The organism is Streptomyces sp. NPDC002057 (assembly GCF_040296665.1).
Taxonomy (GTDB): Bacteria; Actinomycetota; Actinomycetes; order Streptomycetales; family Streptomycetaceae; genus Streptomyces.
In genome coordinates, this window is the sequence record NZ_JBEOXR010000051.1 from 38018 (window position 1) to 64060 (window position 26043).

Genomic DNA, 26043 nt, shown 5'->3' on the forward strand with positions numbered 1-26043 from the left:
CGAGCCTGACCGACCGCGCCCACGCGCGTGTCGCGCGACCGCGTCTACGCGCGCGTGGCGGCGCGGGTCAGCTCGTCGAGCGTGGCGGCCACCGCCGGGACCTGCGCCAGGTCGGGCAGCGTCAGCGCCACGATCTCCCGCTCCACCGCCGGTTCCACGGTCACGGTCCGCGCCCCCTTCGGCCGTACGGACTCGATGGCCAGCTCCGGCAGGACGGCCACGCCGAGCCCCGCGCCCACCAGGCCCACCACGGCCGGGTAGTCGTCGGTGGCGAAGTCGATGCGGGGGGTGAAGCCCGCCTCCTCGCAGACGTCCACGAGCTGCCGGCGGCAGCGCGGGCAGCCCGCGATCCAGGACTCCTCCGCGAGTTCGGCGATGCCCACCGACCCGGCCCCGGCGAGCCGGTGCCCCTCGGGGACCAGACCCACCAGCCGGTCGGCGAGGATCGGCCGGACCACCAGGTCGTCCCACTCGGCCTGCCCCGCCCCGTACCGGAAGGCGAGGGCCACGTCGCAGTCGCCCTCGCGGAGCATCTCGATCGAACGCGGCGGTTCGGCCTCGACGAGCGAGACGCGGGTGCCGGGGTGCGCGGCCCGCAGCGCGGCGAGCGCGGTGGGGACGAGCGTGGAGCTGCCGCTCGGGAAGGACACCAGACGGACCCGGCCCGCCCGGAGCCCGGCGATGGCGGCGACCTCCTCCTCGGCGGCGGTGAGCCCGGCGAGGATGCCGGAGGCGTGGCGGACCAGGACCTCACCGGCCTGGGTGAGGCGCATCTCGCGGCCCGTGCGGATCAGCAGCGGCGTGCCGGCGGAGGCTTCGAGGGCCTTCATCTGCTGGCTGACGGCGGGCTGGGTGCAGCCGAGTTCGCGCGCGGCGGCCGAGAAGGAGCCGGTGGCGGCGACGGCGCGCAGGACGCGGAGATGGCGTGCCTCGATCATGCGTTTCAGCATAAGCGAATCTTGGGTGAGGCCGCACATTCTCGCCTGCGGCTTTGAGATCGGTGCCCGTAAAGTGCCCTCATGACCTTGCTGAGTGTGAATGTGGGCCGCGCCCAGGCCGCGGACTACACCGAAGCCGCCTCCGGACTGACCGCCATCGACAAGCGGCCGGTCGACGGGCCCGTACGGATCGAGGCCCCCGGCGCGCCCGGGGTCGGGAAGAGCGGGCTGGCCGGGGACACGGTCTGCGACCTGCGCTTCCACGGCGGCGACGACCGCGCCGCGTACGCCTTCGCCCGCGAGGACCTGGACCTGTGGGAGCGGGAGCTCGACCGTGAGCTCGCCAACGGCTCCTTCGGCGAGAACCTCACCACCCGCGGCCTCGACGTGAACGGGGCCCTGGTCGGCGAGCGGTGGCGGATCGGCGAGGAGGTCGTCCTGGAGGTCACCGGCGGCCGCATCCCCTGCCGTACGTTCGCGGGCTTCCTGGAGGAGACGGGCTGGGTCCGCCGCTTCACGCGGTCCGAGGCCGGACCCGGCGCCCTGCTGCGGGTGATCGTGCCGGGCGAGATCCGCGCCGGCGACCCGATCACCGTCGTCCACCGGCCCGACCACGACATCACCGTCGCGCTGCTCCACCGCGCCGCGACCGTCGAACGGACCCTGCTGCCCCGCACCTTGGCGGCCGCCGAGTGGATGGAGTCCGGACTCCTCGCGCTCGCACGCCAGTACGCGGAGAAGTACGCCCGCGCGTAGTCGCCCGCGGGCGGACGGTGGCGGACCGGTGGCGGAGGAGGACGCCCGGGCGGGAGGCGCCGGTCGGGGCACTACCGTGCCCGTATGACGACTGCACTGATTACGGGCGCCACCGCGGGCATCGGGGCCGCCTTCGCACGGAGGCTGGCCGCCGACGGTCACGATGTCGTGCTCGTGGCCCGGGACGTGAAGCGGCTCCGGGAGCAGGCGACCGAGCTGCACGACCGGCACGGCATCGAGGCCGAGGTGCTCGCGGCGGACCTCGCCGACGAGAAGGGCATCGCCGCCGTCGAGGCCCGGCTCTCGGACCCGAAGCAGCCGGTGGACATGCTGGTGAACAACGCCGGGTTCGGCAACAAGGGCCGCTTCCTCGACGTACCCATGGCCGACGAGCTGAAGATGCTCACGGTGCACTGCGAGGCGGTGCTGCGGCTGACCTCGGCCGCCGCCGCGTCGATGAAGGAGCGCCGCCGGGGGGCCGTGGTGAACGTCGCCTCGGTCGCGGCCTTCCTGCCCCGGGGCACGTACGGGGCGTCCAAGGCCTGGGTCGTGCAGTTCACCCAGGGCGCGGCGCGGGACCTGGCGGGCAGCGGGGTCCGGCTGATGGCGCTCTGCCCCGGCTTCGTGCGGACCGAGTTCCACGAGCGGGCCGGGATGGGGACGGACAACATCCCCGGTTGGATGTGGCTCGACGCGGACAAGCTGGTGACGGCGGCCCTCGCGGACCTGGAGCGGGGCAGGACGCTGTCGATCCCCGACCCCCGCTACAAGGCCCTCATGGGTGTGGTGAAGCTGGCGCCGCGCGGTCTGCTCGGCGGGGTGTCCTCCAGGGCGGGGCGCAAGTACGGGCCGAAGTGACGGCCCTTCGCCCCGCCCGTCGCACCGCCCCGCGCGCCCCTCTTCGCGACGGCCCTCACACCCGCTCGGCGAGCGTGCCGAGGTCGAGTCCCGCGGTGGTGCCGTTCCGCCAGGTCACGTGCAGGGCGTGGCCGGTGACCCGGACGTCCGCGAGCGCGGCGACGGGGGCCGGGGCGGGTTCGGCGGTGAGCGAGGCGAGGGCGACGAAGAGGGTGGCGGGCCCGCTCGTGACGCCGTGCAGGGTGAGGGTGCGGCTGCCCGGCCCCTGAAGGGTCTCCCCGGTGGGGAGTTCGTCCGCCTCGTCGTCCGCCGGATAGCCGTGGACCGGGTGGAGCTGGGCGTGCGGCCCCCCGGGAGTGGTGGCCCAGCCGGTCTGCCGTACGGGGGTCCCTTCCGGGGCGCCGAGGACGAGGTGGGCGCGGACCTCGGCGCGGCCGTGGGCGAGGGTGGCGGAGAGGACCCGGACGCCGGGGTACGGGATGTGCCGGGAGGCGGCCCAGCCGGGGCCGCCGCCGGCGGGGACGGCGGCGCCCCGGGTGGTGGACGCTCCGTCCCGCGTGAGCAGCGCGAAGTGGTTGTCGGCGGGGGCCGGTCCGGTGGTGGGACCCGTCCGGGTCGCGTAGGCCTGGCGGGCGTAGCCGGGGTCGTCCTCACCCTGATCGACGCTGTGGACGTGGTTGCTGCCGTGGTTGTGGAGGCGTACGAGCCCGTCGGCGGCGGTGGTCTGGACGAGCAGCCCGGTCGGGCCGAAGAGGCGGACGGTGTCGGCGCGTTCGGCGGGCAGGGGTTCCTCGGGGTCGGTCCAGGCGGGGTGGTCCGCGGGCAGGAGGAGGCCGAGGAAACCCTTGGACGCCCAGTAGGGGGAGCCGGGGCCGGAGTACTCCTGGACGAACGGCGGGTACGGGCCGTGCCAGCCGAGGGTGAGGAGCCCGTCCGGGTCGGTGGCGCCGCGGTCGAGGAAGTACCGCACCGTCCCCGAGGCGAGGCGGCGGGTGGCGCCGGGGGTGAGCGGGGTGTGCCCGGTGAGGGCGCCGAGCCAGGGCGCGGCGGCGGCGGCGAAGCGGTAGATCAGGGAGCGCCCGTACGGGAGGGGCGCTCCGTCGGCGTCGAAGAGGTGGACGTAGTCGTCGAGGTGGGCGCGGAGGCGGGGCCCGTACCGGTCGAGGAGCGCCCGGTCGCCGGCGAGGTGGGCGTGGAGGACGGGGTAGAAGTGCAGGGCCCAGGCGTTGTAGTGGTCGAAGGCGCGGTTGTCGCCGTCGCTGTACCAGCCGTCGCCGAGGTACCACTCCTCGACGCGGGCGAGGGAGCGGTCGATCGTGGCGGCGGCCCGGTCGGTCTCGGCGCCGGCGTCCTGGAGGAAGCCGGCGACGGTGAGGCCGAAGAGCCACCAGTTGTTGTCGACGGGGGACGGTCCGAGGGCGGGGCGGAGCCAGTCGACGACCCGGGCGCGGGTGCGGTCGTCGAGCCGGTCCCAGAGCCAGGGCCGGGTGAGGCGGAGGCCGAGGGCCACGGAGGCGGCTTCGACGATGGCCTGCCGGGTGTCGGTCGTGCGGGGCCAGGAGTCGGGGTCGCCGGTGCCGGGCGTCGCCGTTCCCGCGGCGAGTCCCTCGGCGTACCGGTCGAGGTGGCCGTGCGGGTCCGCTCCTCCGGCGCCCGCGACGCGGAGTGCGGCGAGGAGGAAGGTGCGGGCCCAGCCCTCCAGGCCGTCGGAGCGGGCTCCGGACCAGCTGGGCCGGGGTCCGGGAAGGTCGATCAGCCCGTGGCGGGGTGAGGCGAACGGCCGTACCGCGAGCAGGAGTCGGTCGGCCGCGGCCTCCCAGTGGGCACGGGTCCAGCCGGTGTACGGGCTGAGCTCACGATTCTCGGGCGGCGTGGGCATGATGCTCCCTGCGGTGACGACTGCGTCGCCGGGAATCCTGAACAGGCTCCGATCGAACGTCAAGAGGATCGGAGCGAATGATCGAAATTCTCAGCGTTCGATCATTCGGGGCCGGGGTTGAACTAAGGTCGGGGAACCACCACCACCGCGAGGGGGAACTGCGCCGTGCGCGAGAGTGCTGCCGAACGACACGACCGACTGCTGGCCCTGGTGCGCGAGCGCGGCACCGCCCGCGTCGCCGAACTGGCCGAACGGCTCGGGGTCTCCCCCGTCACCGCCCGCCGCGACGTCGAACTGCTGGCCGGCCGGGGCCTGCTCGACCGGGTCCACGGACAGGTGTCCTGGCCGCGGCGCCAGGGCGGCCAGGCCGGCGGACGGCCCGGCGAGGGCCTGGTCATCGGCCTGCTCGCCCCCTCCGCCACGTACTACTTCGCCGAGGTCATCCGGGGCGCGCACGAGGCGGCCGCCCGGGCCGGCGCCCGGCTCGTCCTGCGCGTCTCGGACTACCGGCCGGAGGAGGACCGGGCCCGCACCGAGGGACTGCTCGCGGCCGGCGCCGAGGGCGTGCTCGTCGCGCCCGGCTGGCGGGGGCCCGAGGACCGGCTCGCGTACGGCGACTGGCTGGCCGAACTCCCGGTGCCCGCGGTGCTCCTGGAGCGCCGCGCCGAGCCGGGCAGCCCGCTCGACGGCCTCGACCGGGTCGCCTCCGACCACGGCCACGGCGTCCTGCTCGCCCTGCGCCACCTGCTCGCCCTCGGCCACGCGACCCCGCTGCTCGTCGCCCGCCGCGACTCCCCCACCGCGCTCGCGGTGCGCACCGGCTACGCCGAGGCGCTGGGGACGCTGGGCCTGACCGAGCCGCGGCCCGTCATCGACTCCGTACCGGCGGAGGCGGACCCGGAGGGGTTCGAGCGGGCGGTGAAGGCCCTGCACGAGGCGGTCGGCTCGGGCCTGGCGAGCGCGGCCCTGGTCCACAACGACGTGGACGCGATCGAGATCGTGCAGCGCCTCGCCGAGCTGGGCGTGCGGGTGCCGCAGGACCTGGCCCTCATCGCGTACGACGACGAGGTCGCCGCGCTCGCCGACACCCCGCTGACGGCGGTCGCGCCGCCCAAGCGGCAGGTGGGGCGGCACGCCACCGAACTCCTGGTGGAGCGGCTCACCGAGGGCCCCGACGAGGACGCGGCACGGCGCCATCTGGGGCTCCTGCCGAGGCTGCGCGTACGGGACTCGTGCGGGGCGCACGCCGCGGACTCCGACTGACGTCGCGCGGGGTGCGCCGAACGACCTCCGGTTGATCTTTTTTCGATCAATCAATCTTTCGCTCTTGACTTCGGTCATGAACGGTCACAGGATCACGGCCACAACCTCCCCGCCGCCCGCCTTCAGGAGTCGTGCCGTGACCCGTAGTTGGAGCAGAACGTCCCGTGTCATAGCCGGCACCGCCACCGCCCTCGCCGTCCTCACGGCCTGCGGCGGCGGCGGTGACGACACCGCGAACAAGCCCGACGGGCCCGTGACCATCACCTTCTGGGGATGGGCCAAGGGCTCCAAGGACGTCGTGGACGCCTTCAACGCCTCCCACACCGACATCCAGGTGACGTTCGAGGAGATCCCCTCCGGCACCGCCGGCGGCTACGCCAAGATCTCCAACGCCGTGAAGGCGGGCAACGCCCCCGACCTCGTCTCCATCGAGTACTCCTCGCTCCCCGAGTTCGTGAGCTCCGGAGCCCTCCAGGACATCGGCGGCGAGTTCACCGAGGCCGACCGCGCCAAGCTGCTCCCGCAGACCGTCGAACTCACCACCCTCGGCGGCAAGTCCTGGGCCGTCCCCTTCGACGCCGCCCCGCAGGCCTTCTTCTACCGCAAGGACCTCTTCGCGAAGTACAAGGTCGAGGTCCCCACCACCTGGGACGCGTTCAGGAAGGCCGCCGAGCAGGTGAGGAAGGCCGACGCCAAGGCCCGTATCGCCACCTTCTTCCCCGACGACCCGACCACCTTCGAGGCCATGGCCTGGCAGGCCGGCGCCCAGTGGTTCAAGGCCGAGAACGACACCTGGAAGATCGACACCACCGACGCCGCCACCACCAAGGTCGCCGGCTACTGGCAGGGCCTCCTCGACGCCGGACTCGTCCACAAGAACGCCTCCTTCAGCCCCGAGTGGACCGGCTCCCTCAAGAACGGCACCACCATCGGCTACCTCGGCGCCTCCTGGGGTGCCGGCGTCCTCAAGGGCACGCTGCCCGAGCAGGACGGCAAGTGGGCCGTCGCCCCCATGCCCAGCTGGGACGGCAAGCCCGCCAGCGGCATGCTCGGCGGCACCTCCTTCGCCGTGACCAAGGACAGCCGGCAGAAGGCGGCGGCCGTCACCTTCGCCGAGTGGATGTCCACCACCGAGGACGGCGTGAAGGCCCGGATCGCCTCCGGCACCTCCTCCGCCTTCCCGGCCGCCACCGCGCTGCGCCCCGTCGCCAAGAAGGCCTTCGACGCGGGCTACTACGGAGGCCAGGACATCTACGCCCTCTTCGAGGCCTCCGGCGCCGCCATCAGCCCGAACTGGGCCTGGGGCCCCACCACCGGCACCACCAACACCACCATCAAGGACCACTTCGGCAAGATCACCCAGGGCGGCCCCGGCATCGCCGACGCCGTCAAGGCCGGTCACGACGCCACCGTCGCCGAACTCACCAAGCGCGGCCTGAAGGTCGAGGGCTGACCGGATGAAGGCCCGCACCCGCGCCGCCACGGTCCTGCTGACCCCCTTCTTCCTGCTGTTCACCCTGGTGATGGTGGTGCCGATCGGATACGCGGTCTGGCTCAGCCTCTTCACCGAGAAGCAGTCCGGACTGGGCTTCGGCGGCACCGAGACCGTCTTCACCGGCCTCGACAACTACACCGCGGCGCTGGGTGACCGGGCCTTCCGCGAGGGCTTCGGCGTCCTGCTCGGATACTGCCTGCTGTACATCCCGCTGCTGCTCGCCGGAGCCCTCGGCCTCGCCCTCCTGCTCGACTCGGCGCTCGCCCGCGCCCGCCGCTTCTTCCAGCTCGCGCTCTTCCTGCCGCACGCCGTCCCCGGCATCATCGCCGCCCTGATCTGGGTCTACCTCTACACACCCCAGCTCAGCCCGGTCGTCCAGGCCATGGAGGCCGGAGGCATCGGCTTCGACTTCTTCTCCCCCGAAGGCGCCCTGCCCTCCGTCGTCAACATCGCCCTGTGGGAGTGGCTCGGCTACAACATGGTCATCTTCTACGCGGCCCTCCAGGCCATCGACCGCTCCGTGCTGGAAGCGGCCACCGTCGACGGGGCCGGCGCCTGGCGCATCGCCTTCTCCGTCAAGATCCCGCTCGTCAAGGCCTCGCTCGCGATGGTCGGCCTCTTCACGATCATCGGCTCCCTCCAGCTCTTCACCGAGCCGCTGATCCTCAACAAGGGCACCGGCTCCGCCGTCACCTCCACCTGGACGCCGAACATGTACGCCTACACCGCGGCCTTCGACCGCAACGACTACGGACTCGCCGCGGCGGCCTCCGTGCTCCTCGCGCTGACGGCGGCCCTGCTCTCCTTCGCGGTGACCCGGCTGACCGGCCGCCGCAAGGCCGGAACGGCACGCAAGGAGCGGACGGCATGAGCAAGCCCCGTACCGCCGACCGCTGGCTCTCGCAGGCCGCCGTCAACGGCGCCCTCGTCCTCGCCGTCGTCTACATGCTCTTCCCGCTGGTCTGGCTGCTCACCGCCGCCACCAAGGACGCCGGCGGCCTGCTCGCCGGAAACGCCTTCTCCTTCGAGGGCTTCGACCTCGGCGGCAACCTCTCCCGGCTCGCCGAGTACAACGACGGCATCTACTTCCACTGGTACCTGAACAGCCTCCTGTACGCCGGAATCGGCGCCCTCGCCTGCTCTTTCGTCAGCGTCGCCGCCGGATACGCCTTCCACGTCTACGACTTCCGGGGCAAGGAGAAGCTCTTCGGCCTCGTCCTGCTGGGCGTGCTCGTCCCCACCACCGCGCTCGCCCTGCCGATGTACCTCCTGGCCAGCGAGGTCGGCGTCGTCAACACCTACTGGGCCGTCCTGATCCCCGTCCTCGTCAACCCCTTCGGCGTCTACCTGTCCCGGGTCTTCTGCGCCGGCTACATCCCCGACGAGGCCCTGGAGGCGGCCCGCATCGACGGAGCCGGCGAACTGCGCGTCTTCTGGTCCATCGGTCTGCGCATGGTCATGCCCGGCTTCGTGACCGTCTTCCTCTTCCAGTTCACCGCCGTCTGGAACAACTTCTTCCTCCCCCTGGTGATGCTGTCGGACCAGAAGCTCTACCCCCTGAGCCTCGGCCTGTACGCGTGGAACAGCAACGCCCACGCCGAACCCGACTTCTACCCCCTCGTCGTCACCGGCTCCCTGCTCGCCGTCGTCCCCCTCGTCGTCGCCTTCGTCTCCCTCCAGCGCCACTGGAAGGCCGGTCTGACCGCCGGCAGCGTCAAGTGAGGAGCACAGGTACAACGATGCACCCGACCACCGACAACCGGCCCGCGCTGCTGCTGGCCATGGGCGAGGGCGTGGCGGACCGCCTCCTCACGGCCGCCCACCGCACCCGCCTCGCGCACCTCACCCGCACGGACCCCCACCTGGTGGCCCACGACCTGACCGCCCCCGGCCCGCGCGTCACCGCCGCCCTCGCGGAGGCCGAGATCCTCCTCACCTGCTGGGGAGCGACCCCGCTGACCGCCGAGATCCTGGACCGGGCACCGCGCCTGAGGGCGGTCGTCCACGCGGCCGGCTCGGTCAAGCACCACATCACCGAGGCCTGCTGGGACCGGGGCCTGCGCGTCACCTCGGCCGCCGCGGCCAACGCGCTGCCGGTCGCCGAGTACACGCTCGCCTCGATCCTCTTCGCCGGGAAACGGGTCCTCGGCTCGGCCCAGCGGTACGCGGAACTCCGCACCGACCACGCCTGGCTCACCGAGTCCGCGACCTGGGGCAACTACCGCCGCACGGTCGGCATCGTCGGCGCGTCCCGCATCGGCCGCAGGGTGATCGACCTGCTGCGCCCCTTCGACATCGAGATCCTCCTGTACGACCCGTACGTGGACGTCCCGCCCCCCGGCGTGGAACTCGTCGGCCTCGACGACCTGTGCGCCCGCAGCACGGTGGTCTCGGTCCACGCCCCCCAGCTCCCGTCCACCCGCCGCATGATCGGCGCGCCCCAGCTGGCGGCGATGCCGGACGGCGCGACCCTGATCAACACGTCCCGCGGCTCCCTGATCGACGAACAGGCCCTCCTGCCGCACCTCCTGACGGGCCGCCTCCACGCGACCCTGGACGTGACCGACCCGGAACTCCCTCCCCCCGACTCCCCCCTCTACACCCTCCCGAACGTCCTCCTCACCCCGCACGTGGCGGGCTCCCTCGGCAACGAACTGCACCGGATGACGGATCAGGCGCTGGACGAGGTGGAGCGGTACGGAAGGGGGGAGCCGTTCGTGGAGGAGGTGCGGGCCTCGGACCTCCAGCGCTCGGCGTAGCCGGGGGCCGGAGGCCGGGGCGGGGCGAGGCCGGGGAGGGGCCGGGGCGGGCCGAGGCCGGGGAGGGGCCGGGGATCAGCCGCGCGCCGGACTCACCCCCGGGGCGCGGACCTGGAGGCGCACGCCTCGAAGACGACCGGGGCGGTGGCCGGTTCGAGGCGGAGCAGCACCGGGAGCAGGTCCACCAGCCGGTACGCGCGCAGCAGCCGCCCGAGCAGGATCCGGCCGCGCGCCGGCTCGACGACCCGGGCCACCCGCCCCCAGCGGAGGGCCGTGCCGGCGTCCTCCGACTCGCCGGGGAGTCCCACGCGCCGCACCTCGGCGGTCGCGCGGGCATGCTCCCCGCCGTCCGCGAGAGCCGTGACGAGCGCGAACCACGGATCGCGGTTCGCTCCCCCGTCCCGCGCGGCGAGCGCGCGGACGAAGGCGGTGGCCCGGTCGGGGTCGCCCGCCGCCACGAGGGTGCGCACGATCTCCTCAAGGCGGCCGAAATCCGCCGCGGTGGCGGTCCCGGCGCGGTCCAGGGCGTCCGCGAGGAGCGCGTCGACCGCCCCGCCGTCACCGCGGGCGAGGAGGAGGCCCACGGTCGCCGGGACCATCAGGAGGGAATCCCCGCCGTCCTCCCCGACCCGGGCAAGGCAGCGCTCGGCCCGGGCCGCGTCGCCGGCCCGCGCGTGCGCCGCGGCCGCGGCGGCCCACACCCGTGCCCGGTCACCCGCCCGTGAGACGCGTCGGGCGTACCCCTCCGCGACGGCTCCTCGGCCCCGGGTCGCCGCCTCCTCCGCCAGGACGACCCACAGGCCCTCCCGGCCCACCCCGGCCACCCCCTCCACGAGGGCCTCCGCCCGGGCGGACAGGCCCTCCTCGACCAGCTGCCGCACCAGCGAGGTCACGGCCATGTACCGGCTGGTCATCGCGGTGATGCCGGCCAGGAGGGCCTCGGCCCGGTCGTACTCCCCCGCCCGGGCCAGGGCCTCGACCGCGGTGCCGGCCTGGACCTGGGGGCCGATCAGAGCGGTTCCGTGGAGGTCCGCCAACGGGCCCACCCGGTCCTCGACGTCCACCAGCAGACCGCGGGCCAGGTCGGTGAAGCCCGCCTCGGCCAGCGCCCGGGCCGTGTGGACCACGTCGAGCGTGCCGCCCCTGGACTCCGCCCTGACCCGCTCCTCCACCTCCGCCACGATCTCGGCCGCGGCAGCCGGAGCCCCGGGCACGGCACCGTCCCGCGCGCACGCGGTCACCACCCCGCGGACGAGTGCGAACCCGCCGTCCCCGTCCGGTACCTCGGGCGCGAGCGCGCGGGCCCGCTCCACCCGCCCGGAACGGGCCAGCGCCTCGACGACGGAGCCCAGTGGATCGCGCGCCAGCGTCCGCCAGGGGGCGCCGTCCCGCGCGAGGGCCTCGGCCCGGTCGAACTCCCCGGCCTCGGCGAACGCGTCCACGACCACGCGCAGGGCACGCTCCCGCGCCCACTCGTCCTCGATGAGCGCGGCCGTCGACTCGACCGCCCCGGGGCCGTGCGTCGCGGCCAGAGCGGCGACGATCCCCACCAGGGCGGCCCCGCGCCCCTCCGGGTCCTCGATCGTCTCGGCCAAGGCGCCGGCCGCGTCGATCCGCCCCGCCGCCACGAGGGCGCCGACCACATCGGCCAGGGCACGGCCCCGCGCCTGCGCGGTGGTGGGGAGCAGGGCCGCCGCGACGGCGCGCTCGTACTCCCCCGCCTCCGCCAGCGCTACGACCACGCCGCCGAGCACGTGCGACACGCCGACCAGCAGGTCGACCCGGTCCAGGACGGCCGCGGCGCGGTCGTCGCCGGCCCGCAGGAGGACCTCCGCGACGCGGACCAGCGGCAGGACCTCGCCGTCCGGGCCCGCCTCGGCGGCGAGCCGCAGGGCCTCCGCGACGTCGCCGCGGGCGGCGTGGGCGGCGGCCGACACGGCCAGCACGCGGGCCCGGGCCGCTCCGTCCGGCTCGGCGCGGCCGAGGGCGAGGGCCCGCTCGGGCGCGCCCGCCGCCCACCAGGCCCGGGACACCTCGCAGAGCAGCCCCGCCCTGGCCCAGGGGTCCGGCACCAGGACGGCGGTGTCCGCCGCCCGGTCGAGCAGACCCAGCCGCACCCAGGCGCGGCTCACCGCGGCCAGTGCCCTGTCCCCCTCGTCGCCGAAGACGTTCCCGCAGCGTGCGGCGGCGTCGTGCGCCGCGTCCAGCAGGGTCACGGCCCCGGCCGTCTCACCGGCGCCGTGGAGTATCAGGGCGACGTCCACCAGGGCCTGTGCCCGCCAGTCCAGGCTCGGGATGCTGCGGGCGAGCCCCTCGGCCCGGCCGTACCTGCCCAGGACCGCCCAGGCCCACGGGAGCGTCGGCGGGATGCGGTCGCTCCTGTCGACGAGCTCCTCGCGGGCGATCACCAGACGCACGGTCCACAGGAGATCCGGCACGCCCGCGTCGACGAGTGCGGCCTCCGCCGCCTCGATCTCGGCCAGGGCCGCCAGGTCCCCTCCGGTCCGTTCCAGCAGCCGGTCGTGGCGGGCGCCGTCCAGCGCCCACTCCACCGCGCGGTCGAGGGCGCCCGCCGAGCGCAGCATCGGGGCGTAGCCGTGCAGGAGGTAGTCGGGGGACGCGGCGGGCCAGCGGCGCAGCCGCCACTCCTCCGCCCAGGTGTGCAACCGGTCCCGGTGCCGGTCCAGTTCGCGCGGTCCCAGCATCTCGCGCGCTCCCACGACGAGTTCCTCGTGGGCGAGCAGATAGGCCTCGCCGCGTACCGCGAACGTCCGCCCCGGTCCCGTCCGCAGCACGTCCCTGACCCGGTAGGGCACTTCGCCGGTCAGCTCCGCGAGGTCGTCCGCCGTCAGACCGCCGCCCGCCGCGGTGAGCAGGGCGAGGAGTTCGTACGGAAGGCCGCCCGCCGCGATGAAGTGCTTCAGCTCGCGTTCGGCCTCGGCCCGGATCGCGCGCGCCTTCGGGGACGTGGGCAGGAGGCGGACGGTCGCGGGGTTCCGGAGCGGGTGGTCCTCGGGGACGTCGGCCGGGAGGGGCGGGTTGAGGCGGCCGGAGACGATGACGGGCAGACCGAGCGGGAGCAGGCTCACGATGGAGCGGGCGTCGGGTCCCGTGGTCACGCCGCGGTCCTCGTCGAGGCCGTCGACGAGGAGGACGAGCCGTTCGCCGCGTCTCGCGCAGGCCTCGGCGGCCGAGGAGTAGAGGCGCAGCAGGTGCGCCTCGCGCGTGGCGGCGGTCAGGAGGGCGGGGAGCCCTTCGCCGGCCAGCTCCGTCAGCTGCTCCAGGACCACGTCGACGTACGCGACGACGTCGTTCTGGGCGCCGAGGCGGGCCGTGATGAAGAAGGGGACGACGCGCACCCCGGCGGGCGGGTGGAGCGCGAACCAGGCCATGAGCGCCGTCTTGCCCGCCCAGGCGTCCGCCCGCCACCAGCGATACCCGTCCCCCGTACGGCAGAAGGCGGCGAGTTCGGCCAACTCGGTTTCCCTGCCGATGAGTTCGGGCGGGGCGATGCGCCGGACCTGCTCCCGGTAGGCCGAGCGGACCACCGTCCCCGTACCGAATCCGACCTGGTTGCCGTCGCCGATCACGACGACGCCCGCCTCGTTGTCGACCGTGACCGGTCGCTCTCCCCCTGCCCGCTCCATGCGCCCAACCTAGACTGGAGAGATCCCACCTGGGTCGGGAGGCGTCATGACGTTCACGCAGATCATCGACTTCAAGACCAGCCGGGTCGACGACATGAACCGGCTGATGGACCGGTGGATCGAGCAGACCAAGGGGAAGCGGACGGCCACGCACAGCGTCCTCGGCAAGGACCGGGCCGATTCCACGCACCTGGTGGAGATCATCGAGTTCCCGTCGTACGACGTGGCCATGCGGAACTCGCAGCTCCCCGAGACCGACCGGATCTTCCGGGAGATGGTCGCCCTCTGCGACGAAATGCCGACCTTCACCGACCTGGACGTGGTCCGGGACGAGTCGCTCTACAAGACCAACGCCCGCCGGCTCCTGGAGATGATGGCGTCCGAGCCGGAACTCGCGCTGATGGACGAGGTGCTCGCCGAGGGGTACCACGACCACGATCCGACCAACGAGCAGGACGTCATCGGGATGGACGCGGTCCGGCGCGAGGTGGAGATGTGGCGGCGCGGCTTCGACTTCGCCTTCACCGTCGACGACCAGATCGCCGAGGGCGACCGGGTGTGCACCCGCTGGACCTGGCAGGGCAGCCACACCGGGGACTTCATGGGGCTCCAGCCCTCCGGCATGGAGGTGACGATGACCGGGACGGTCGTCCACCGCTTCCGGGACGACGGGAAGATCACGGAGGGGTGGTGGCAGTACGACCTGCTCGGGCTGATGGGTCAGCTCGGCGCGGTCGAGGGCTAGGGCCCGTCTGACCCTGGGCGTCGGACCCGGACCCCGGCGGGAATGGCCGGACAGGCCCTGGGGGCCCGCGGCGGGGACCGGTCCGGAGGGCGGGCTCCGGATGCCCGCCGGGGTGCGGCACACCCCGTGACGCACCGGGGCCCGGTGCCCCCGCGACGGGGGCACCGGGCCTCGGTGATCAGCCGTGATCAGTGATGATCGGTTACGTCACGCCTCAGTGGGAGTGGCCGTGACCGCCGTGACCGTGGTCGGCCGGCTCCTCTTCCTTCTTCTCCACCACGAGGGTCTCGGTGGTGAGGAGGAGGGAGGCGATCGAGGCGGCGTTCTCCAGGGCGGAGCGCGTCACCTTCACCGGGTCGATGACGCCGGCCTTGACCAGGTCGCCGTACTCGCCGGTCGCCGCGTTGAAGCCCTGGCCCTTGTCGAGCTCCGCCACCTTCGAGGTGATGACGTAGCCCTCGAGGCCGGCGTTCTCGGCGATCCAGCGCAGCGGCTCGACGGCGGCGCGGCGGACGACCGCGACACCCGTGGCCTCGTCGCCGGTCTTGCCGAGGTTGTCGTCGAGGACCTTGACGGCGTGGACGAGCGCGGAGCCACCGCCGGAGACGATGCCCTCCTCGACCGCGGCGCGGGTCGCCGAGATGGCGTCCTCGAGGCGGTGCTTCTTCTCCTTGAGCTCCACCTCGGTGGCGGCGCCGACCTTGATGACGCAGACGCCGCCGGCGAGCTTCGCCAGGCGCTCCTGCAGCTTCTCGCGGTCCCAGTCCGAGTCCGTGGACTCGATCTCGGCCTTGATCTGGTTGACGCGGCCGTGCACCTCGGACGAGTCGCCGCCACCGTCGACGATGGTGGTGTCGTCCTTGGTGATGGTGACGCGGCGGGCGGTGCCGAGCACGTCGAGACCGGCCTGGTCGAGCTTGAGGCCGACCTCCTCGGCGATGACGGTGGCACCGGTGAGGGTGGCGATGTCGCCGAGCATGGCCTTGCGGCGGTCACCGAAGCCGGGGGCCTTGACGGCCACGGCGTTGAAGGTGCCACGGATCTTGTTGACCACCAGGGTCGACAGGGCCTCGCCCTCGACGTCCTCGGCGATGATCAGCAGCGGCTTGCCGGCGCCGGCCTGGATGACCTTCTCCAGGATGGGCAGCAGGTCCTGGATCGAGGAGATCTTGCCCTGGTTGATCAGGATGTACGGGTCGTCGAGGACGGCCTCCATACGCTCCTGGTCGGTCACCATGTACGGGGACAGGTAGCCCTTGTCGAAGGCCATGCCCTCGGTGAAGTCGAGCTCCAGGCCGAAGGTGTTGGACTCCTCGACGGTGATGACACCGTCCTTGCCGACCTTGTCCATCGCCTCGGCGATGAGCTCGCCGACCTGCTGGTCCTGCGCGGAGAGCGCGGCGACGGCGGCGATGTCGGACTTGTCCTCGATCGGGCGCGCGGTGGCGAGCAGCTCGTCGGAGACGGCCTTGACGGCGGCGTCGATGCCCTTCTTGAGGGCGGCCGGGGAGGCGCCGGCGGCGACGTTGCGCAGACCCTCGCGGACCAGGGCCTGGGCGAGCACGGTGGCGGTGGTGGTGCCGTCACCCGCGATGTCGTTGGTCTTGGTCGCCACCTCCTTCACCAGCTGGGCGCCGAGGTTCTCGTACGGGTCGTCGATCTCGACCTCGCGGGCGATCGTGACACCGTCGTTGGTGATGGTGGGGGCGCCGAACTTCTTGTCGATGACGACGTTGCGGCCCTTGGGGCCGATCGTCACCTTCACCGTGTCGGCAAGCTTGTTGACGCCGCGCTCAAGGGCGCGACGGGCGTCCTCGTCGAACTTCAGGATCTTCGCCATGGGAGCGGTTCAGCCCTCTCGGAATCGGGTGGAACGAACCGCGCCCCGGGGCGCCTGGAAGGGGCCTCGGGGCGCAGCTCTGAGCATCTGCTTCAGTGCTCGGTACTTCGGTACTTCAGAACTTCGGTGAATTACTTCTCGACGATCGCGAGCACGTCGCGGGCCGAGAGGACGAGGTACTCCTCGCCGTTGTACTTCACCTCGGTGCCGCCGTACTTGCTGTACAGCACGACATCGCCGGTCTTGACGTCGAGCGGCAGACGCTCGCCGTTCTCGAAGCGGCCCGGGCCCACGGCCAGGACGACGCCCTCCTGGGGCTTCTCCTTGGCGGTGTCCGGAATGACCAGGCCAGAGGCGGTGGTCTGCTCGGCGTCGAGCGGCTGGACCACAATGCGGTCCTCGAGCGGCTTGATGGCAACCTTGGAGCTGGTGGTCGTCACGATCCGACCTCCCCCTTCGGAGATCTCGGGGTTAACTGTCTGAGGTGGCGAACCAGGTGGATCCGTCGTCGCGGGTGCCGGACCTGCCCGTCGCTGTGTTGGCACTCTCCAGTGGGGAGTGCCAGACCTGAGACTATGACCGCGATTAGCACTCGGTCAAGCGGAGTGCCAATTCCTCACCCGGTGGCGGTGCCCGGCGGGGTCCGGCCCGGCCGGGACGGGGTCGTGGCGGCGGCCGCCCGCGGGGGTTTCGCCTCCTGCGTGCCGACGCGTTCGGCGGCCTTCCGGCCGAGCCGTTCGATGGAGTCCACGGTCGAGGCGCAGCCGGTGAGGGCCAGCAGGGTGCCGACGAGCGCGGCTCCGGCGAGCGCCCGGTGCGCCCGGCCCGTCACCACCGGCCCGCCCGTGGCGCGTCGGCTCGCACGGGATCCGCTCACACGTAGTCCTCCAGCTTCGCGACCGCGTACCCCTTCGCCGTGATCACGTTCATGACCCGGCGGATCATGTCGGGCATCGTGCCCTTCCAGTCGCCCTTGCCCCGGAAGTGGGTGAGGACGATGTCGCCGGGGTGCAGGTCCCGGTCCCACTCGCGCCACTCCATGTGGTCCGGGAACGCCTCGGACGCCCACAGCGGGACCGCCTTCACGCCGCAGCTCCTGGCGGCGCGCAGGGTGTCCTCGTTGTAGTTGCCGTACGGCGGGCGGAAGAGCTCGGGCCGCTTGCCGAATCGTTTCTCGATGACGTCCTGCATGCCGCAGATCTCGCTCTTCTGCCGGCTGTACGAGAGTCCCGGCAGATAGCGGTGGTTGAGGGTGTGGTTGTGGAGCGAGACCCCGCCCTCCTGCGACTTCTGCATGCGGGCGAAGTACCCGTAGTCGTCCTTGACGACGTAGTCGCTGAGGAAGGCGCTGTAGGGGATCCGCAGCTCCTTCATCATCCGCAGCAGCTCGGGGTCCTTCTCGGAGCCGTCGTCGATGGTGAGGAAGACGACCTTCTGCTTGGTCGGCACCGTGGTGAAGACGGGCGGCAGCCCTTCGCCGTCCGTCTCGAAGCCCTTGCGGGTGGTGATCTTCGGCTTGACGGCGGGCGGGGCGGGGGCTTCGAGCGGGGGCCGGGCGAGGCCCCACTTCCTGGCGGCGGCCACGCGGGCGGCGCGCTGCGCGCGCACCTTCTCGGCGTAGGCGGCGAGCGCGCCGGCCGCGCCCTGGGCCTGCTGGCCGGCGGCGGGGGCGGGTGCGCCGCCGTCGGCCCCGGAGCCGCCCGAGCAGGCGGTGGCGGTGGAGGCGAGGGCGGCGACGACGAGGGCGGCCCCGAGCAACCGGGAGGAACGGTGCACACCTGTTGCCATCTTTTATTCCTTTTGTCGTACGAACCGTATGGCGCCGCATCCTGTCAGCGCGGCCGCCCCTTCCCGGGCACGACACCGCCGTACGCGCCCACCGTCCCCCGGCCGGCCCACAGCACCGCAGGGCCCACAATGGGACGGGTGACCGACCTCGCCTCCTTCGCCTCCCTGCACGGCCCCGAGGGCCAGACGCTGCTCGCCGCCCTGCGCGACCACGACCCCGCCCAGGAGCTGGCGGTCGTCTCCCGGCTGCGCCGCGACCACCCCGCCGAGCTGGTCACCGCGGCCGTCGGCCAGGCGCGGCTGCGGCAGCGGGCGGTGGCGAAGTTCGGCGCGGAGGACGCGTACCGGATGTACTTCACGCCGAACGGGGTCGAGCAGTCGACGCGCGCCTCGGTCGGCACCCACCGGGCGGCCCGGCTCAGGGAGCTCGGCGTCCGCTCCGTCGCCGACCTCTGCTCCGGCGTCGGCGGCGACGCGATCGCGCTCGCCCGCGCCGGGATCTCCGTCCTCGCCGTCGACCGCGACCCGCTGACGGCGGAGGTGGCCCGCGCCAACGCCGAGGCGCTCGGTCTCGCGGAGCTGATCGAGGTGCGGTGCGCGGACGTGACCGACATCGACACGGCCCCGTACGACGCGGTCTTCGTCGACCCGGCGCGGCGCGGCGGCCGGGGCCGGATCTTCGACCCGGAGGCGTACTCACCGCCGCTGTCCTGGGCGGTCGAGGCGGCCCGCAAGGCCCCGCACGCGGCCCTGAAGGTGGCCCCGGGCATCCCGCACGAGGCGGTGCCCGCGGAGGCCGAGGCCGAGTGGATCTCGGACGGCGGGGACGTGAAGGAGGCCGTCCTCTGGTTCGGCACGGAACCCGGCGCCCGCCGGGCCACCCTGCTGCCCTCGGGCTCGGCCCTCACCGGCCGGGGGCTCCCCGACCCGGCGGTCCGCCCGGTCGGCCGCTACCTCTACGAGCCGGACGGCGCCGTCATCCGCGCGCACCTGGTCGCCGAGGTGGCCGAGGACGTGGCCGGCGGCCTGATCGACGAGACGATCGCGTACGTCACGGCGGACGCGCTCCTCCCCACCCCGTACGCCGCCGCGTACGAGATCACCGACGTACTCCCCTTCAACCTCAAGAAGCTGAAGGCCCTGCTGCGCGAGCGGGAGGTCGGCACCCTCACCGTGAAGAAGCGCGGCTCGGCGGTCGAACCGGAGGAGATCCGCCGCAAGGTGAAGCCGAAGGGCCCCCACGCGGCGACCGTCCTGCTCACTCGGGTCGCGGGAGCTCCGACGATGCTGATCGGCCGGCCGGCGGCCGGGGGCCGGTGAGCCGTACCGCGAGGCGGTAGTGGCCGACGGCCTTCGCCAGGCCCGTCAGGCCCGTGATCCAGAGGATCAGGGCCACGCCCATGCCGTAGGCGACCAGGCCGTAGCCGTCGTCACGGGTGGCGCCCGCCGGGACCGCGAAGCCCGTCCAGAGTCCGAGGCCGCACAGCGCGAAGGACAGCAGCAGCCAGCAGACGCTGAGGACCGGGGCGCGCAGCCGGGCGTCCGTCGGGCCGTGCCGGTCCAGGGCCGCCCACCGGACGAGCCGCTCGCGGGCGGTCCGGTCGCGCCGCAGACCGCGGACGGTCAGCCACACGGCCGGGACGAGGACCCCGATGCCGAGGACCGCCGTGACGAGCCCCGTCAGCATCATGATCGGGTCGGGCGCCGGCCCGCCGAGCGAGACCAGCAGGACGCCGACCAGCCCCCAGCCCAGCTGGAGCAGGACGAACGAGAGCAGGAACGTCACCAGCCGGCCGCCGCCGAGCAGCCGCCTGCCGAGTTCGTCGAGCGCCAGCGCCCGGTCGGCGAGCCGCGCGTCCCGGTCGGGCCAGCTCTGGACGTCGGCGGGCGGGGGCGGCGGCGGAAGCGGGTTGCGCGGGGACATGCCAAGCAGCCTAGGGCCGGGCGGTCCGCCGGGCGGCCACCACCCGGCCCCGCCTCGCCCGGATCGGACGGTCAGCGCCCGGCCGTCACGGAGCTCCCGTCTCGCGCGCCTTACCCCGCAGCAGCGCCCGCTCGCTCTCGTTCCGGGTGAGGGCCGCCGCCCGCTCGAACTCCGCGCGCGCCTCCTGCGCGCGGCCGAGCCGGGCCAGCAGATCGCCCCGCACGCTCGGCAGCAAGTGGTAGCGCGCCAGGGCCGGTTCGGCGGCGAGGGCGTCGACGATCGGGAGGGCGGCGGCGGGGCCCTCGGCCATCGACACGGCGACCGCGCGGTTCAGCTCGACGACCGGGGAGGGCGCGAGGACGCCCAGCTTCCCGTACAGCGCGGCGATGGTCGCCCAGTCGGTCTCCTCGTACGACGGGGCCCGCGCGTGACAGGCGGCGATGGCGGCCTGGAGGGCGTACGGCCCGAACGAGCGCCCGTCCCCGGCCCGTTCGAGGGCGGCGAACCCGCGCCGGATCAGCAGCCGGCTCCAGCGCCGCCGGTCCTGCGCGGCGAGCAGCACCGGCTCCCCGTCGGGCCCGGTCCTGGCCGCCGTACGGGAGGACTGCAGCTCCAGCAGGGCGGCCAGGCCCTGCGCCTCGCCCTCCCGCGGGACGAGCGCGGCGAGGACCCGGGCGAGCCGCAGCGCGTCCTCGCACAGGCCCGGCCGCAGCAGGTCGTCGCCCGCGGTCGCCGCGTACCCCTCGTTGAAGATCAGGTAGACGACCTCCAGGACGGAACCGAGCCGGGCCGCCCGCTCCTCCCCGTACGGCACCTCGAACTCCACGCCCGCCCTCGCGAGCGTCCGCTTGGCGCGCGTGATCCGCGCCGCGACGGTCGCCTCCGGTACGAGGAAGGCGCGGGCGATCTCGTCGGTACGGAGCCCGCCGACGAGCCGCAGGGTGAGGGCGGCGCGGGCCTCGGCGGAGAGCACCGGGTGGCAGGCGGTGAAGATCAGCCGCAGCACGTCGTCGTCGATGTCCCCGGGGCCCGGGGGCTCCGGGTCGTACGACTCCTCGCCGAGCGTGCGGCCGACCTCGGCGAGCTTCCGGGCGTACGTCTCGCGCCGCCGCACGAGGTCGACGGCGCGGTGCTTGGCGGCGGCCGTCAGCCAGGCCCCCGGCCGCTCCGGGACCCCGGTGCGGGGCCACTGTTCGAGGGCGGCGACGAGCGCGTCCTGGGCGATCTCCTCGGCGATGCCGACGTCGCGGACGATCCGCGCCGCGGTGGCGACGATCCGCGGCGACTCCATCCGGAAGACGGTGTCGAGGGTGGCCTCGACCGAGCCGGCGCCGCCGAACTCCCCGGCGCCCCCGGCACTCGCGGCGCTCCCGGCGCCCCCGGCGCCCCCGGCGCTCTCCACGTGGCCGGTGCCGTCGGTGCCGTGTGCCCTCACGTCTCACATGACAGCACACGGCACCGACAACGGGCCCGGCAACGGGCCGGGGCTCAGGCCCCCGGCGCCTCCTCGACCTCGCGGACCTCCAGGCCCACCGTCCAGTGCGGCGGGTGGACCGCCAGGAAGCGCCTGGACCACTCCATCGCCTCGGCCATGTCCTTGCACTGCATCATGGCGTAGCCGCCGACGACCTCCTTGGTCTCGGTGAACGGCCCGTCCGTGTAGGAGAGCTTCCCGTCCGACCAGGTGATCCGGGTGGCCTCGGCGGTCGGCTTGAGCCCCGCCGTGTCCAGCATGACGCCGGCCTTGGTGATCTCCTCGAAGAGCGCGCCCATGCGCTCCTCGAAGCCGGGGTCGGCGTCCCCCATGTCGATGGTGTTCTCCTCGATGCGGACCAGGGTCAGGTAGCGGGGCATGGTGACTCCTCGTGCGGTGGCGGGGCTTCTCCCCGCCTCTCACTCATACGTCGAACGGGACCCGTCCGCATCGACAGCCGCCGCGGAGAACTTCCGGGAGGACGCCTAGACGTAGTCCTCCAGGCGCGCCACCGTGAAGCCCTGCTCCTGTATGCGGCGCAGCATCGTCGCCGTCATCTCGGTCATCGTCCGCCCCTTGAGCTCGGACGGGCCGCGGAAGTGGGCGAGGACGATGTCGCCGGGGTGCAGCTTCCGGTCGCCGCGCTGGTACTGCATGTTCTTGATCTGCATGGACTCGCGCCACAGCACGATCGCGTCCACCCCGCACTCCCCGGCCGCCGCGCGCGTGGCCTCGTTCCAGTTGCCGTAGGGCGGCCGGAAGAGACGCGGGGCCTTGCCGTACCGGTCCTTCAGCCTGGCCTGCTGGCCGCATATCTCCCGGCGCTGGGCGTCATGGGAGAGGGTGCGCAGGTTGGGGTGGGTGAGGGTGTGGTTGGCGAGCCCGTGGCCCTGGGCGACGAGCGGCGCGAAGTAGTCGTAGTCGGCGCGGATGGCCGAGTCGGTGAGGAACATCGTGACCGGGACCTTGAGGTCCCTCATCATCCTCACGAACTCGGGGTCCTTCTCGGCCCCGTCGTCGATCGTGATGAAGACGATCTTCTCGGTGGTGGGGATGTCGCTGATGACGGGGACCGGACCGCCCGGCGCGCGGGTGACCGGCTTGACCGCGGGCGGGGCGGGCGGCGGCGCGAGGGGTTCGAGCCCGTAGCGGCGGTACGCGGCGGCGGTCGCGGCGGCCCCTTCGGGGTGCGCGGGTGCCCGGGACGCCTTGTCGCCCGCGGGTGCCCGGTCGCCGGCGGCCGGCTTCCCCGGGGCGGGAGCGGCGGGGCCCTCCGCCGCGCAGCCCGTCACCAGCAGGGTGGCGGCGGTCAGCGCCGCCCACAGCGCGATCGTCTTCTTCACGCGTTGTGGGATGCGCGCGCCGGTCGAATGGTTGCTCGATCGTCGAATGTCAGCCCGGGGGCGTTGGTGCCTATTCGACCGATTCGAAGCGCCAGCGGTGGACCGGACGGGTGATGAGTTCGGCGTCCGGCTCGGGCAGCTCCGGCAGTTCGGCGTCGAGCGCGTCCGCCTCCCACCAGGTGAGGACGAGGACCCTCTCCTGGGGGGCGCGGAAGATCTCACGGCGCTCGGGATCGCGGGCGAGGACCTGGGCCCTCGCCCACTCCAGGAGTTCGGCGCCCCGGCCCTGCGCGGCGCGCGCCTCCCACATCAGGGCGACCCTCATGAGTAGAGGTTCTCCTTGCTGACCTCGTGCACGTGGTCGTGTCCGTGTCCGTGGCCGTGCGCGTGCGCGCCCGGCACGTGCGGGTCCGTCACCGGCAGCGACGAGTCCGCCGACAGCTCCAGGTCCGAGGCCGGCCGGTTGCGGGCGACCATCTCGGAGCCGAGGGCCGCGACCATCGCGCCGTTGTCCGTGCACAGGCCGGGACGGGGCACCCGCAGCCGGATGCCGGCCCGCTCGCAGCGCTCCTGCGCGAGGGCCCGCAGCCGCGAGTTGGCGGCGACGCCGCCGCCGATCATCAGGTGGTCGACGCCCTCGTCCTTGCAGGCCCGGACGGCCTTGCGGGTGAGGACGTCGACGACCGCCTCCTGGAAGGACGCGGCGACGTCCCGCACCGGCACGTCCTCGCCGGCCGCGCGCTTCGCCTCGATCCAGCGGGCCACGGCGGTCTTCAGGCCGGAGAAGGAGAAGTCGTACGCGGGGTCCCGCGAGCCGCTCAGGCCGCGCGGGAAGGCGATGGCGGCCGGGTCGCCCTCCTTGGCGAGCCGGTCGATGACCGGGCCGCCCGGGAAGCCGAGGTCGAGGACGCGGGCGATCTTGTCGAAGGCCTCGCCCGCGGCGTCGTCGATGGTGGCGCCCAGGGGGCGCACGTCGGAGGTGATGTCGGCGGAGAGCAGCAGCGAGGAGTGGCCGCCGGAGACCAGCAGGGCCATCGTCGGCTCGGGCAGCTTGCCGTGCTCCAGCTGGTCGACGCAGATGTGCGAGGCGAGGTGGTTCACGCCGTAGAGCGGCTTGCCGAGGGCGTACGCGTAGGCCTTGGCCGCCGAGACGCCGACGAGCAGCGCGCCCGCGAGGCCGGGGCCCGCGGTGACGGCGATGCCGTCGAGGTCCTTGGCGGAGATCCCGGCCGTCTCCAGGGCGCGCTCGATCGTCGGGACCATCGCCTCCAGGTGGGCGCGGGAGGCGATCTCGGGCACGACGCCGCCGAAGCGGGCGTGGGTGTCGACGCTGGAGGCGACGGCGTCCGCGAGGAGCGTGGTCCCGTGGACGATGCCGACACCGGTCTCGTCGCAGGAGGTCTCGATGCCGAGTACGAGCGGTTCGTCAGCAGCCATCAGAATCAGTCTCAGTTCCTTGAACGGTCAGTCGCATCACGAGCGCGTCCACGTTTCCGGGCTGGTAGTAGCCGCGCCGGAAACCGATGGGCTCGAAGCCGAAGCGCTCGTAGAGCTTCTGGGCCCGGGTGTTGTCCACGCGCACTTCGAGGAGGACCTCGTCGCACTCGAAGGCGGTGGCGTGGTGGAGCAGGTCGGCGAGGAGGCGGGCGCCGAGGCCCGTACCCCACTGGTCGCGGGCGACGGCGATGGTCTGGACGTCGCCGAGTCCGCCGGCCGCGGCGAGTCCCGCGTACCCGACGAGCCGCTTCCCGCCGCCCGCGTCGGCGGTCTCCGCGACGAGGTAGCGGCGGGTGGCGCGCGGCCCGCGGGCGTGCGCGAGCTCGGACCAGAACATCCCCGCCGACCAGGCGTCCTCGGGGAACAGCTCGTCCTCCAGGGCCAGCACCGGTGCGATGTCCCACCAGCGCATCTCGCGCAGCTCCACGGCGCCGGTCACTGGGGTGTGACCACCTTGTAGTTCTTGGGCACCTGGGCGTCGGGGCGGCGCAGGTACATCGGCAGCGGGTCGAGGAATCCCTCCCCGCCGGCCGCCAGCCTCTCCGCGGCGAGCGCGGCGAGCGCCGCCGCCGACTGGTGCTCGGGGTCGCGGGCGTCGGGGAAGGCCTCCGGGTAGAGACGGGCGCCCGCGCCGACGACCGGGAGGCCCGCGAGCCGTTCGGCGATCTCGGCGGGCCGGTCGACGGCGGCGTCCGTCACGCGCGTACGGGAGTCCTCGTACCGCGCCCAGTAGACCTCCTTGCGGCGCGCGTCCGTGGCGACGACGAAGGGCTCGTCCATCCCGGAGGCGTACGCCAGGCCGTCGAGGGTGCACAGGCCGTGCACCGGGACGCCGAGCGCGGAGGAGAAGGCGGCGGCGGTGACGAGGCCGACCCGGAGGCCGGTGTACGGCCCGGGGCCGACGCCGACGACGATCCCGGTGACCGCGTCGAGCGCGAGACCGGCCTCCTTGAGGACCCGGTCGACGGCGGGCAGCAGCAGTTCCCCGTGGCGGCGGGCGTCGACCTGGCTCGACGAGGCGACGACGGCCTCGCCGTCGTGGAGGGCGACGGTGACGGCGGGGGTGGCGGTATCCATGGCGAGCAACAGCACGCGAACAGCCTACGGCTCCCGGGCACGGTGCCCCGCCCCTCGCTCCCCCTGCTGCTACCGTCACCCTTCGATACGTTCGTACGAGAGGTGGGCACGGTGGCACGGAGCAGCTCGGGATTCGTGGCCGGGCTCACGGCGGCGGCCGTCGCGGCGGTCTGCTTCCTCGCGTACCAGGCCTCGGCGAACGCGCCCGCCGATCTCTCGCTGAAGCCCCGCACGCCGGGCACGACCGCCCCCTCGACCTCGCCGAGCGGCGGCCCGAAGAAGCCGGCCGCGAACCCCCTCGCCGTCCCGGCGGACTCCGGCAGCGGTGAGCGGGTCGTGTACGCGATCGCCGACCGCCGGGTGTGGCTGGTGGACGGCAAGGGCAAGGCCACGCGGACGTTCACGGTGATGCCGAGCACGGTCGACCCGGTGCCCGGCGCGTACGCGGTGACCTCCCGCTCCGGCTCGGTCCGCGGCTCGGACGGCGTGCAGATCGAGCACGTGGTGCGGTTCGCGACGGCCCAGGACGTGGCGATCGGCTTCAGCGCGGCGGTCGACGGCTCGACGCCGAGCCCGGACCCGACGAAGAAGACCGGCGGCATCCGCATGAAGCGGGCCGACGGGAACGCGATGTGGACGTTCGCCGTGATCGGCGCGAAGGTCGTCGTCGTCGCCTAGGGCCGTCGCCGGGCGTCGCGCGGGGCCCGCGCGGCGGCCGGGTAGGCGGGCGGGCGCGGGCGGCCCCCGCCAACCGCGCGGC

Annotated in this window: 25 protein-coding genes; 10 read left to right on the forward strand and 15 right to left on the reverse strand. The window is 73.6% G+C overall.

All coding sequences use genetic code 11. The features are described from left to right. Window positions 1-44: 44 nt before the first annotated feature. On the reverse strand, window positions 45-938 hold the full coding sequence (locus ABT129_RS30165) for a LysR family transcriptional regulator (protein ID WP_351907910.1): 894 nt from the start codon (window positions 936-938) through the stop codon (window positions 45-47). Between the two features lie 81 nt (window positions 939-1019). Between ABT129_RS30165 and ABT129_RS30170 the strand changes: the two genes are divergently transcribed. Beyond that, on the forward strand, window positions 1020-1694 hold the full coding sequence (locus ABT129_RS30170) for an MOSC domain-containing protein (RefSeq protein ID WP_351907912.1): 675 nt from the start codon (window positions 1020-1022) through the stop codon (window positions 1692-1694). Window positions 1695-1778: 84 nt separating this feature from the next. Next, a complete protein-coding gene (locus ABT129_RS30175; RefSeq protein ID WP_351907914.1) occupies window positions 1779-2552 on the forward strand; it encodes an SDR family NAD(P)-dependent oxidoreductase in 774 nt (257 codons plus the stop codon). 55 nt (window positions 2553-2607) lie between these two features. Here ABT129_RS30175 and ABT129_RS30180 read toward each other — a convergent pair whose 3' ends face one another. After that, on the reverse strand, window positions 2608-4431 hold the full coding sequence (locus ABT129_RS30180; protein WP_351907916.1) for a DUF2264 domain-containing protein: 1824 nt from the start codon (window positions 4429-4431) through the stop codon (window positions 2608-2610). Between the two features lie 165 nt (window positions 4432-4596). Between ABT129_RS30180 and ABT129_RS30185 the strand changes: the two genes are divergently transcribed. The 5 genes from ABT129_RS30185 to ABT129_RS30205 all read left to right on the forward strand — a co-directional run bounded on the left by ABT129_RS30185 (window position 4597) and on the right by ABT129_RS30205 (window position 9948). Then, entirely contained in the window at window positions 4597-5694 is a 1098-nt protein-coding gene (locus ABT129_RS30185) for a substrate-binding domain-containing protein (protein WP_351907918.1), read from the forward strand. Window positions 5695-5830: 136 nt separating this feature from the next. Next, window positions 5831-7147 carry an ABC transporter substrate-binding protein gene (locus ABT129_RS30190; RefSeq protein ID WP_351907920.1) on the forward strand — a complete coding sequence of 439 codons (1317 nt, stop codon included), beginning with the start codon at window positions 5831-5833 and terminating at the stop codon, window positions 7145-7147. Window positions 7148-7151: 4 nt separating this feature from the next. Next, window positions 7152-8060 (forward strand): carbohydrate ABC transporter permease, encoded by a 909-nt coding sequence (locus tag ABT129_RS30195; RefSeq protein WP_351907922.1) that lies wholly within the window; start codon window positions 7152-7154, stop codon window positions 8058-8060. After that, window positions 8057-8911 (forward strand): carbohydrate ABC transporter permease, encoded by an 855-nt coding sequence (locus ABT129_RS30200; protein ID WP_351907924.1) that lies wholly within the window; start codon window positions 8057-8059, stop codon window positions 8909-8911. The genes ABT129_RS30195 and ABT129_RS30200 overlap by 4 nt, the downstream gene beginning before the upstream one ends. Window positions 8912-8928: 17 nt before the next feature. After that, window positions 8929-9948 carry a hydroxyacid dehydrogenase gene (locus ABT129_RS30205; protein WP_351907926.1) on the forward strand — a complete coding sequence of 340 codons (1020 nt, stop codon included), beginning with the start codon at window positions 8929-8931 and terminating at the stop codon, window positions 9946-9948. Window positions 9949-10040: 92 nt separating this feature from the next. Here ABT129_RS30205 and ABT129_RS30210 read toward each other — a convergent pair whose 3' ends face one another. Continuing rightward, window positions 10041-13595 carry a hypothetical protein gene (locus tag ABT129_RS30210; protein ID WP_351907928.1) on the reverse strand — a complete coding sequence of 1185 codons (3555 nt, stop codon included), beginning with the start codon at window positions 13593-13595 and terminating at the stop codon, window positions 10041-10043. A gap of 46 nt (window positions 13596-13641) precedes the next feature. On the opposite strand from ABT129_RS30210, the gene ABT129_RS30215 reads away from it, so the two are divergent. After that, window positions 13642-14340, forward strand: a complete 699-nt coding sequence (locus tag ABT129_RS30215; protein WP_351907930.1) for an ester cyclase — start codon at window positions 13642-13644, stop codon at window positions 14338-14340. 214 nt (window positions 14341-14554) lie between these two features. Here ABT129_RS30215 and groL read toward each other — a convergent pair whose 3' ends face one another. From groL to ABT129_RS30235, 4 genes are all read right to left on the reverse strand, one after another. After that, a complete protein-coding gene (gene groL / locus ABT129_RS30220; protein WP_351907932.1) occupies window positions 14555-16180 on the reverse strand; it encodes a chaperonin GroEL in 1626 nt (541 codons plus the stop codon). Between the two features lie 131 nt (window positions 16181-16311). After that, window positions 16312-16620, reverse strand: a complete 309-nt coding sequence (groES, locus tag ABT129_RS30225) for a co-chaperone GroES (protein ID WP_015035628.1) — start codon at window positions 16618-16620, stop codon at window positions 16312-16314. 176 nt (window positions 16621-16796) lie between these two features. Beyond that, on the reverse strand, window positions 16797-17057 hold the full coding sequence (locus tag ABT129_RS30230; protein ID WP_351907934.1) for a hypothetical protein: 261 nt from the start codon (window positions 17055-17057) through the stop codon (window positions 16797-16799). Beyond that, a complete protein-coding gene (locus ABT129_RS30235) occupies window positions 17054-17968 on the reverse strand; it encodes a polysaccharide deacetylase family protein (RefSeq protein WP_351907936.1) in 915 nt (304 codons plus the stop codon). Before ABT129_RS30235 ends, ABT129_RS30230 begins: the two co-directional genes overlap by 4 nt. 129 nt (window positions 17969-18097) lie before the next feature. Here ABT129_RS30235 and ABT129_RS30240 point away from each other — a divergent pair, with 129 nt between their 5' ends. Next, entirely contained in the window at window positions 18098-19288 is a 1191-nt protein-coding gene (locus ABT129_RS30240; RefSeq protein ID WP_351907938.1) for a class I SAM-dependent methyltransferase, read from the forward strand. Here ABT129_RS30240 and ABT129_RS30245 read toward each other — a convergent pair. The 8 genes from ABT129_RS30245 to tsaB form a co-directional block, all read right to left on the reverse strand. Then, window positions 19227-19892: a hypothetical protein gene (locus ABT129_RS30245; RefSeq protein WP_351907940.1), complete on the reverse strand. Its 666-nt coding sequence runs from the start codon at window positions 19890-19892 to the stop codon at window positions 19227-19229. The two genes, ABT129_RS30240 and ABT129_RS30245, sit on opposite strands and share 62 nt — an antisense overlap. Window positions 19893-19977: 85 nt before the next feature. Next, window positions 19978-21183 carry an RNA polymerase sigma factor gene (locus tag ABT129_RS30250; protein WP_351907956.1) on the reverse strand — a complete coding sequence of 402 codons (1206 nt, stop codon included), beginning with the start codon at window positions 21181-21183 and terminating at the stop codon, window positions 19978-19980. A gap of 197 nt (window positions 21184-21380) precedes the next feature. Then, window positions 21381-21746 (reverse strand): YciI family protein, encoded by a 366-nt coding sequence (locus tag ABT129_RS30255; protein WP_351907942.1) that lies wholly within the window; start codon window positions 21744-21746, stop codon window positions 21381-21383. Between the two features lie 105 nt (window positions 21747-21851). Continuing rightward, entirely contained in the window at window positions 21852-22709 is an 858-nt protein-coding gene (locus tag ABT129_RS30260; protein WP_351907944.1) for a polysaccharide deacetylase family protein, read from the reverse strand. Window positions 22710-22779: 70 nt separating this feature from the next. Then, window positions 22780-23034: a hypothetical protein gene (locus tag ABT129_RS30265; RefSeq protein WP_351907946.1), complete on the reverse strand. Its 255-nt coding sequence runs from the start codon at window positions 23032-23034 to the stop codon at window positions 22780-22782. Further along, window positions 23031-24146 (reverse strand): tRNA (adenosine(37)-N6)-threonylcarbamoyltransferase complex transferase subunit TsaD, encoded by a 1116-nt coding sequence (tsaD, locus tag ABT129_RS30270; RefSeq protein WP_351907948.1) that lies wholly within the window; start codon window positions 24144-24146, stop codon window positions 23031-23033. Before tsaD ends, ABT129_RS30265 begins: the two co-directional genes overlap by 4 nt. Next, window positions 24136-24618, reverse strand: coding sequence for a ribosomal protein S18-alanine N-acetyltransferase (gene rimI, locus ABT129_RS30275; RefSeq protein WP_351907958.1), 483 nt, complete (start codon window positions 24616-24618; stop codon window positions 24136-24138). The genes tsaD and rimI overlap by 11 nt, the downstream gene beginning before the upstream one ends. A 23-nt stretch (window positions 24619-24641) precedes the next feature. Further along, complete coding sequence (gene tsaB, locus ABT129_RS30280) at window positions 24642-25298, reverse strand: tRNA (adenosine(37)-N6)-threonylcarbamoyltransferase complex dimerization subunit type 1 TsaB (protein WP_351907950.1); 657 nt, start codon at window positions 25296-25298, stop codon at window positions 24642-24644. 96 nt (window positions 25299-25394) lie between these two features. On the opposite strand from tsaB, the gene ABT129_RS30285 reads away from it, so the two are divergent. Continuing rightward, window positions 25395-25961: a hypothetical protein gene (locus tag ABT129_RS30285; protein WP_351907952.1), complete on the forward strand. Its 567-nt coding sequence runs from the start codon at window positions 25395-25397 to the stop codon at window positions 25959-25961. The last annotated feature ends 82 nt before the right edge of the window (window positions 25962-26043 follow it).

Bases quoted from the DNA above. Each gene is read 5' to 3' on its own strand.
- ABT129_RS30235 (WP_351907936.1), bottom strand. From the start codon at position 17,968: ATGGCAACAGGTGTGCACCGTTCCTCCCGGTTGCTCGGGGCCGCCCTC.
- ABT129_RS30240 (WP_351907938.1), top strand. From the start codon at position 18,098: ATGGGACGGGTGACCGACCTCGCCTCCTTCGCCTCCCTGCACGGCCCC.
- ABT129_RS30205 (WP_351907926.1), top strand. From the start codon at position 8,929: ATGCACCCGACCACCGACAACCGGCCCGCGCTGCTGCTGGCCATGGGC.
- ABT129_RS30170 (WP_351907912.1), top strand. From the start codon at position 1,020: ATGACCTTGCTGAGTGTGAATGTGGGCCGCGCCCAGGCCGCGGACTAC.
- ABT129_RS30200 (WP_351907924.1), top strand. From the start codon at position 8,057: ATGAGCAAGCCCCGTACCGCCGACCGCTGGCTCTCGCAGGCCGCCGTC.
- ABT129_RS30215 (WP_351907930.1), top strand. From the start codon at position 13,642: ATGACGTTCACGCAGATCATCGACTTCAAGACCAGCCGGGTCGACGAC.
- ABT129_RS30250 (WP_351907956.1), bottom strand. From the start codon at position 21,183: ATGGAGTCGCCGCGGATCGTCGCCACCGCGGCGCGGATCGTCCGCGAC.
- ABT129_RS30195 (WP_351907922.1), top strand. From the start codon at position 7,152: ATGAAGGCCCGCACCCGCGCCGCCACGGTCCTGCTGACCCCCTTCTTC.
- tsaD (WP_351907948.1), bottom strand. From the start codon at position 24,146: ATGGCTGCTGACGAACCGCTCGTACTCGGCATCGAGACCTCCTGCGAC.
- ABT129_RS30180 (WP_351907916.1), bottom strand. From the start codon at position 4,431: ATGCCCACGCCGCCCGAGAATCGTGAGCTCAGCCCGTACACCGGCTGG.
- ABT129_RS30265 (WP_351907946.1), bottom strand. From the start codon at position 23,034: ATGAGGGTCGCCCTGATGTGGGAGGCGCGCGCCGCGCAGGGCCGGGGC.
- ABT129_RS30255 (WP_351907942.1), bottom strand. From the start codon at position 21,746: ATGCCCCGCTACCTGACCCTGGTCCGCATCGAGGAGAACACCATCGAC.
- ABT129_RS30165 (WP_351907910.1), bottom strand. From the start codon at position 938: ATGATCGAGGCACGCCATCTCCGCGTCCTGCGCGCCGTCGCCGCCACC.
- rimI (WP_351907958.1), bottom strand. From the start codon at position 24,618: ATGCGCTGGTGGGACATCGCACCGGTGCTGGCCCTGGAGGACGAGCTG.
- ABT129_RS30175 (WP_351907914.1), top strand. From the start codon at position 1,779: ATGACGACTGCACTGATTACGGGCGCCACCGCGGGCATCGGGGCCGCC.
- ABT129_RS30210 (WP_351907928.1), bottom strand. From the start codon at position 13,595: ATGGAGCGGGCAGGGGGAGAGCGACCGGTCACGGTCGACAACGAGGCG.
- ABT129_RS30245 (WP_351907940.1), bottom strand. From the start codon at position 19,892: ATGTCCCCGCGCAACCCGCTTCCGCCGCCGCCCCCGCCCGCCGACGTC.
- groL (WP_351907932.1), bottom strand. From the start codon at position 16,180: ATGGCGAAGATCCTGAAGTTCGACGAGGACGCCCGTCGCGCCCTTGAG.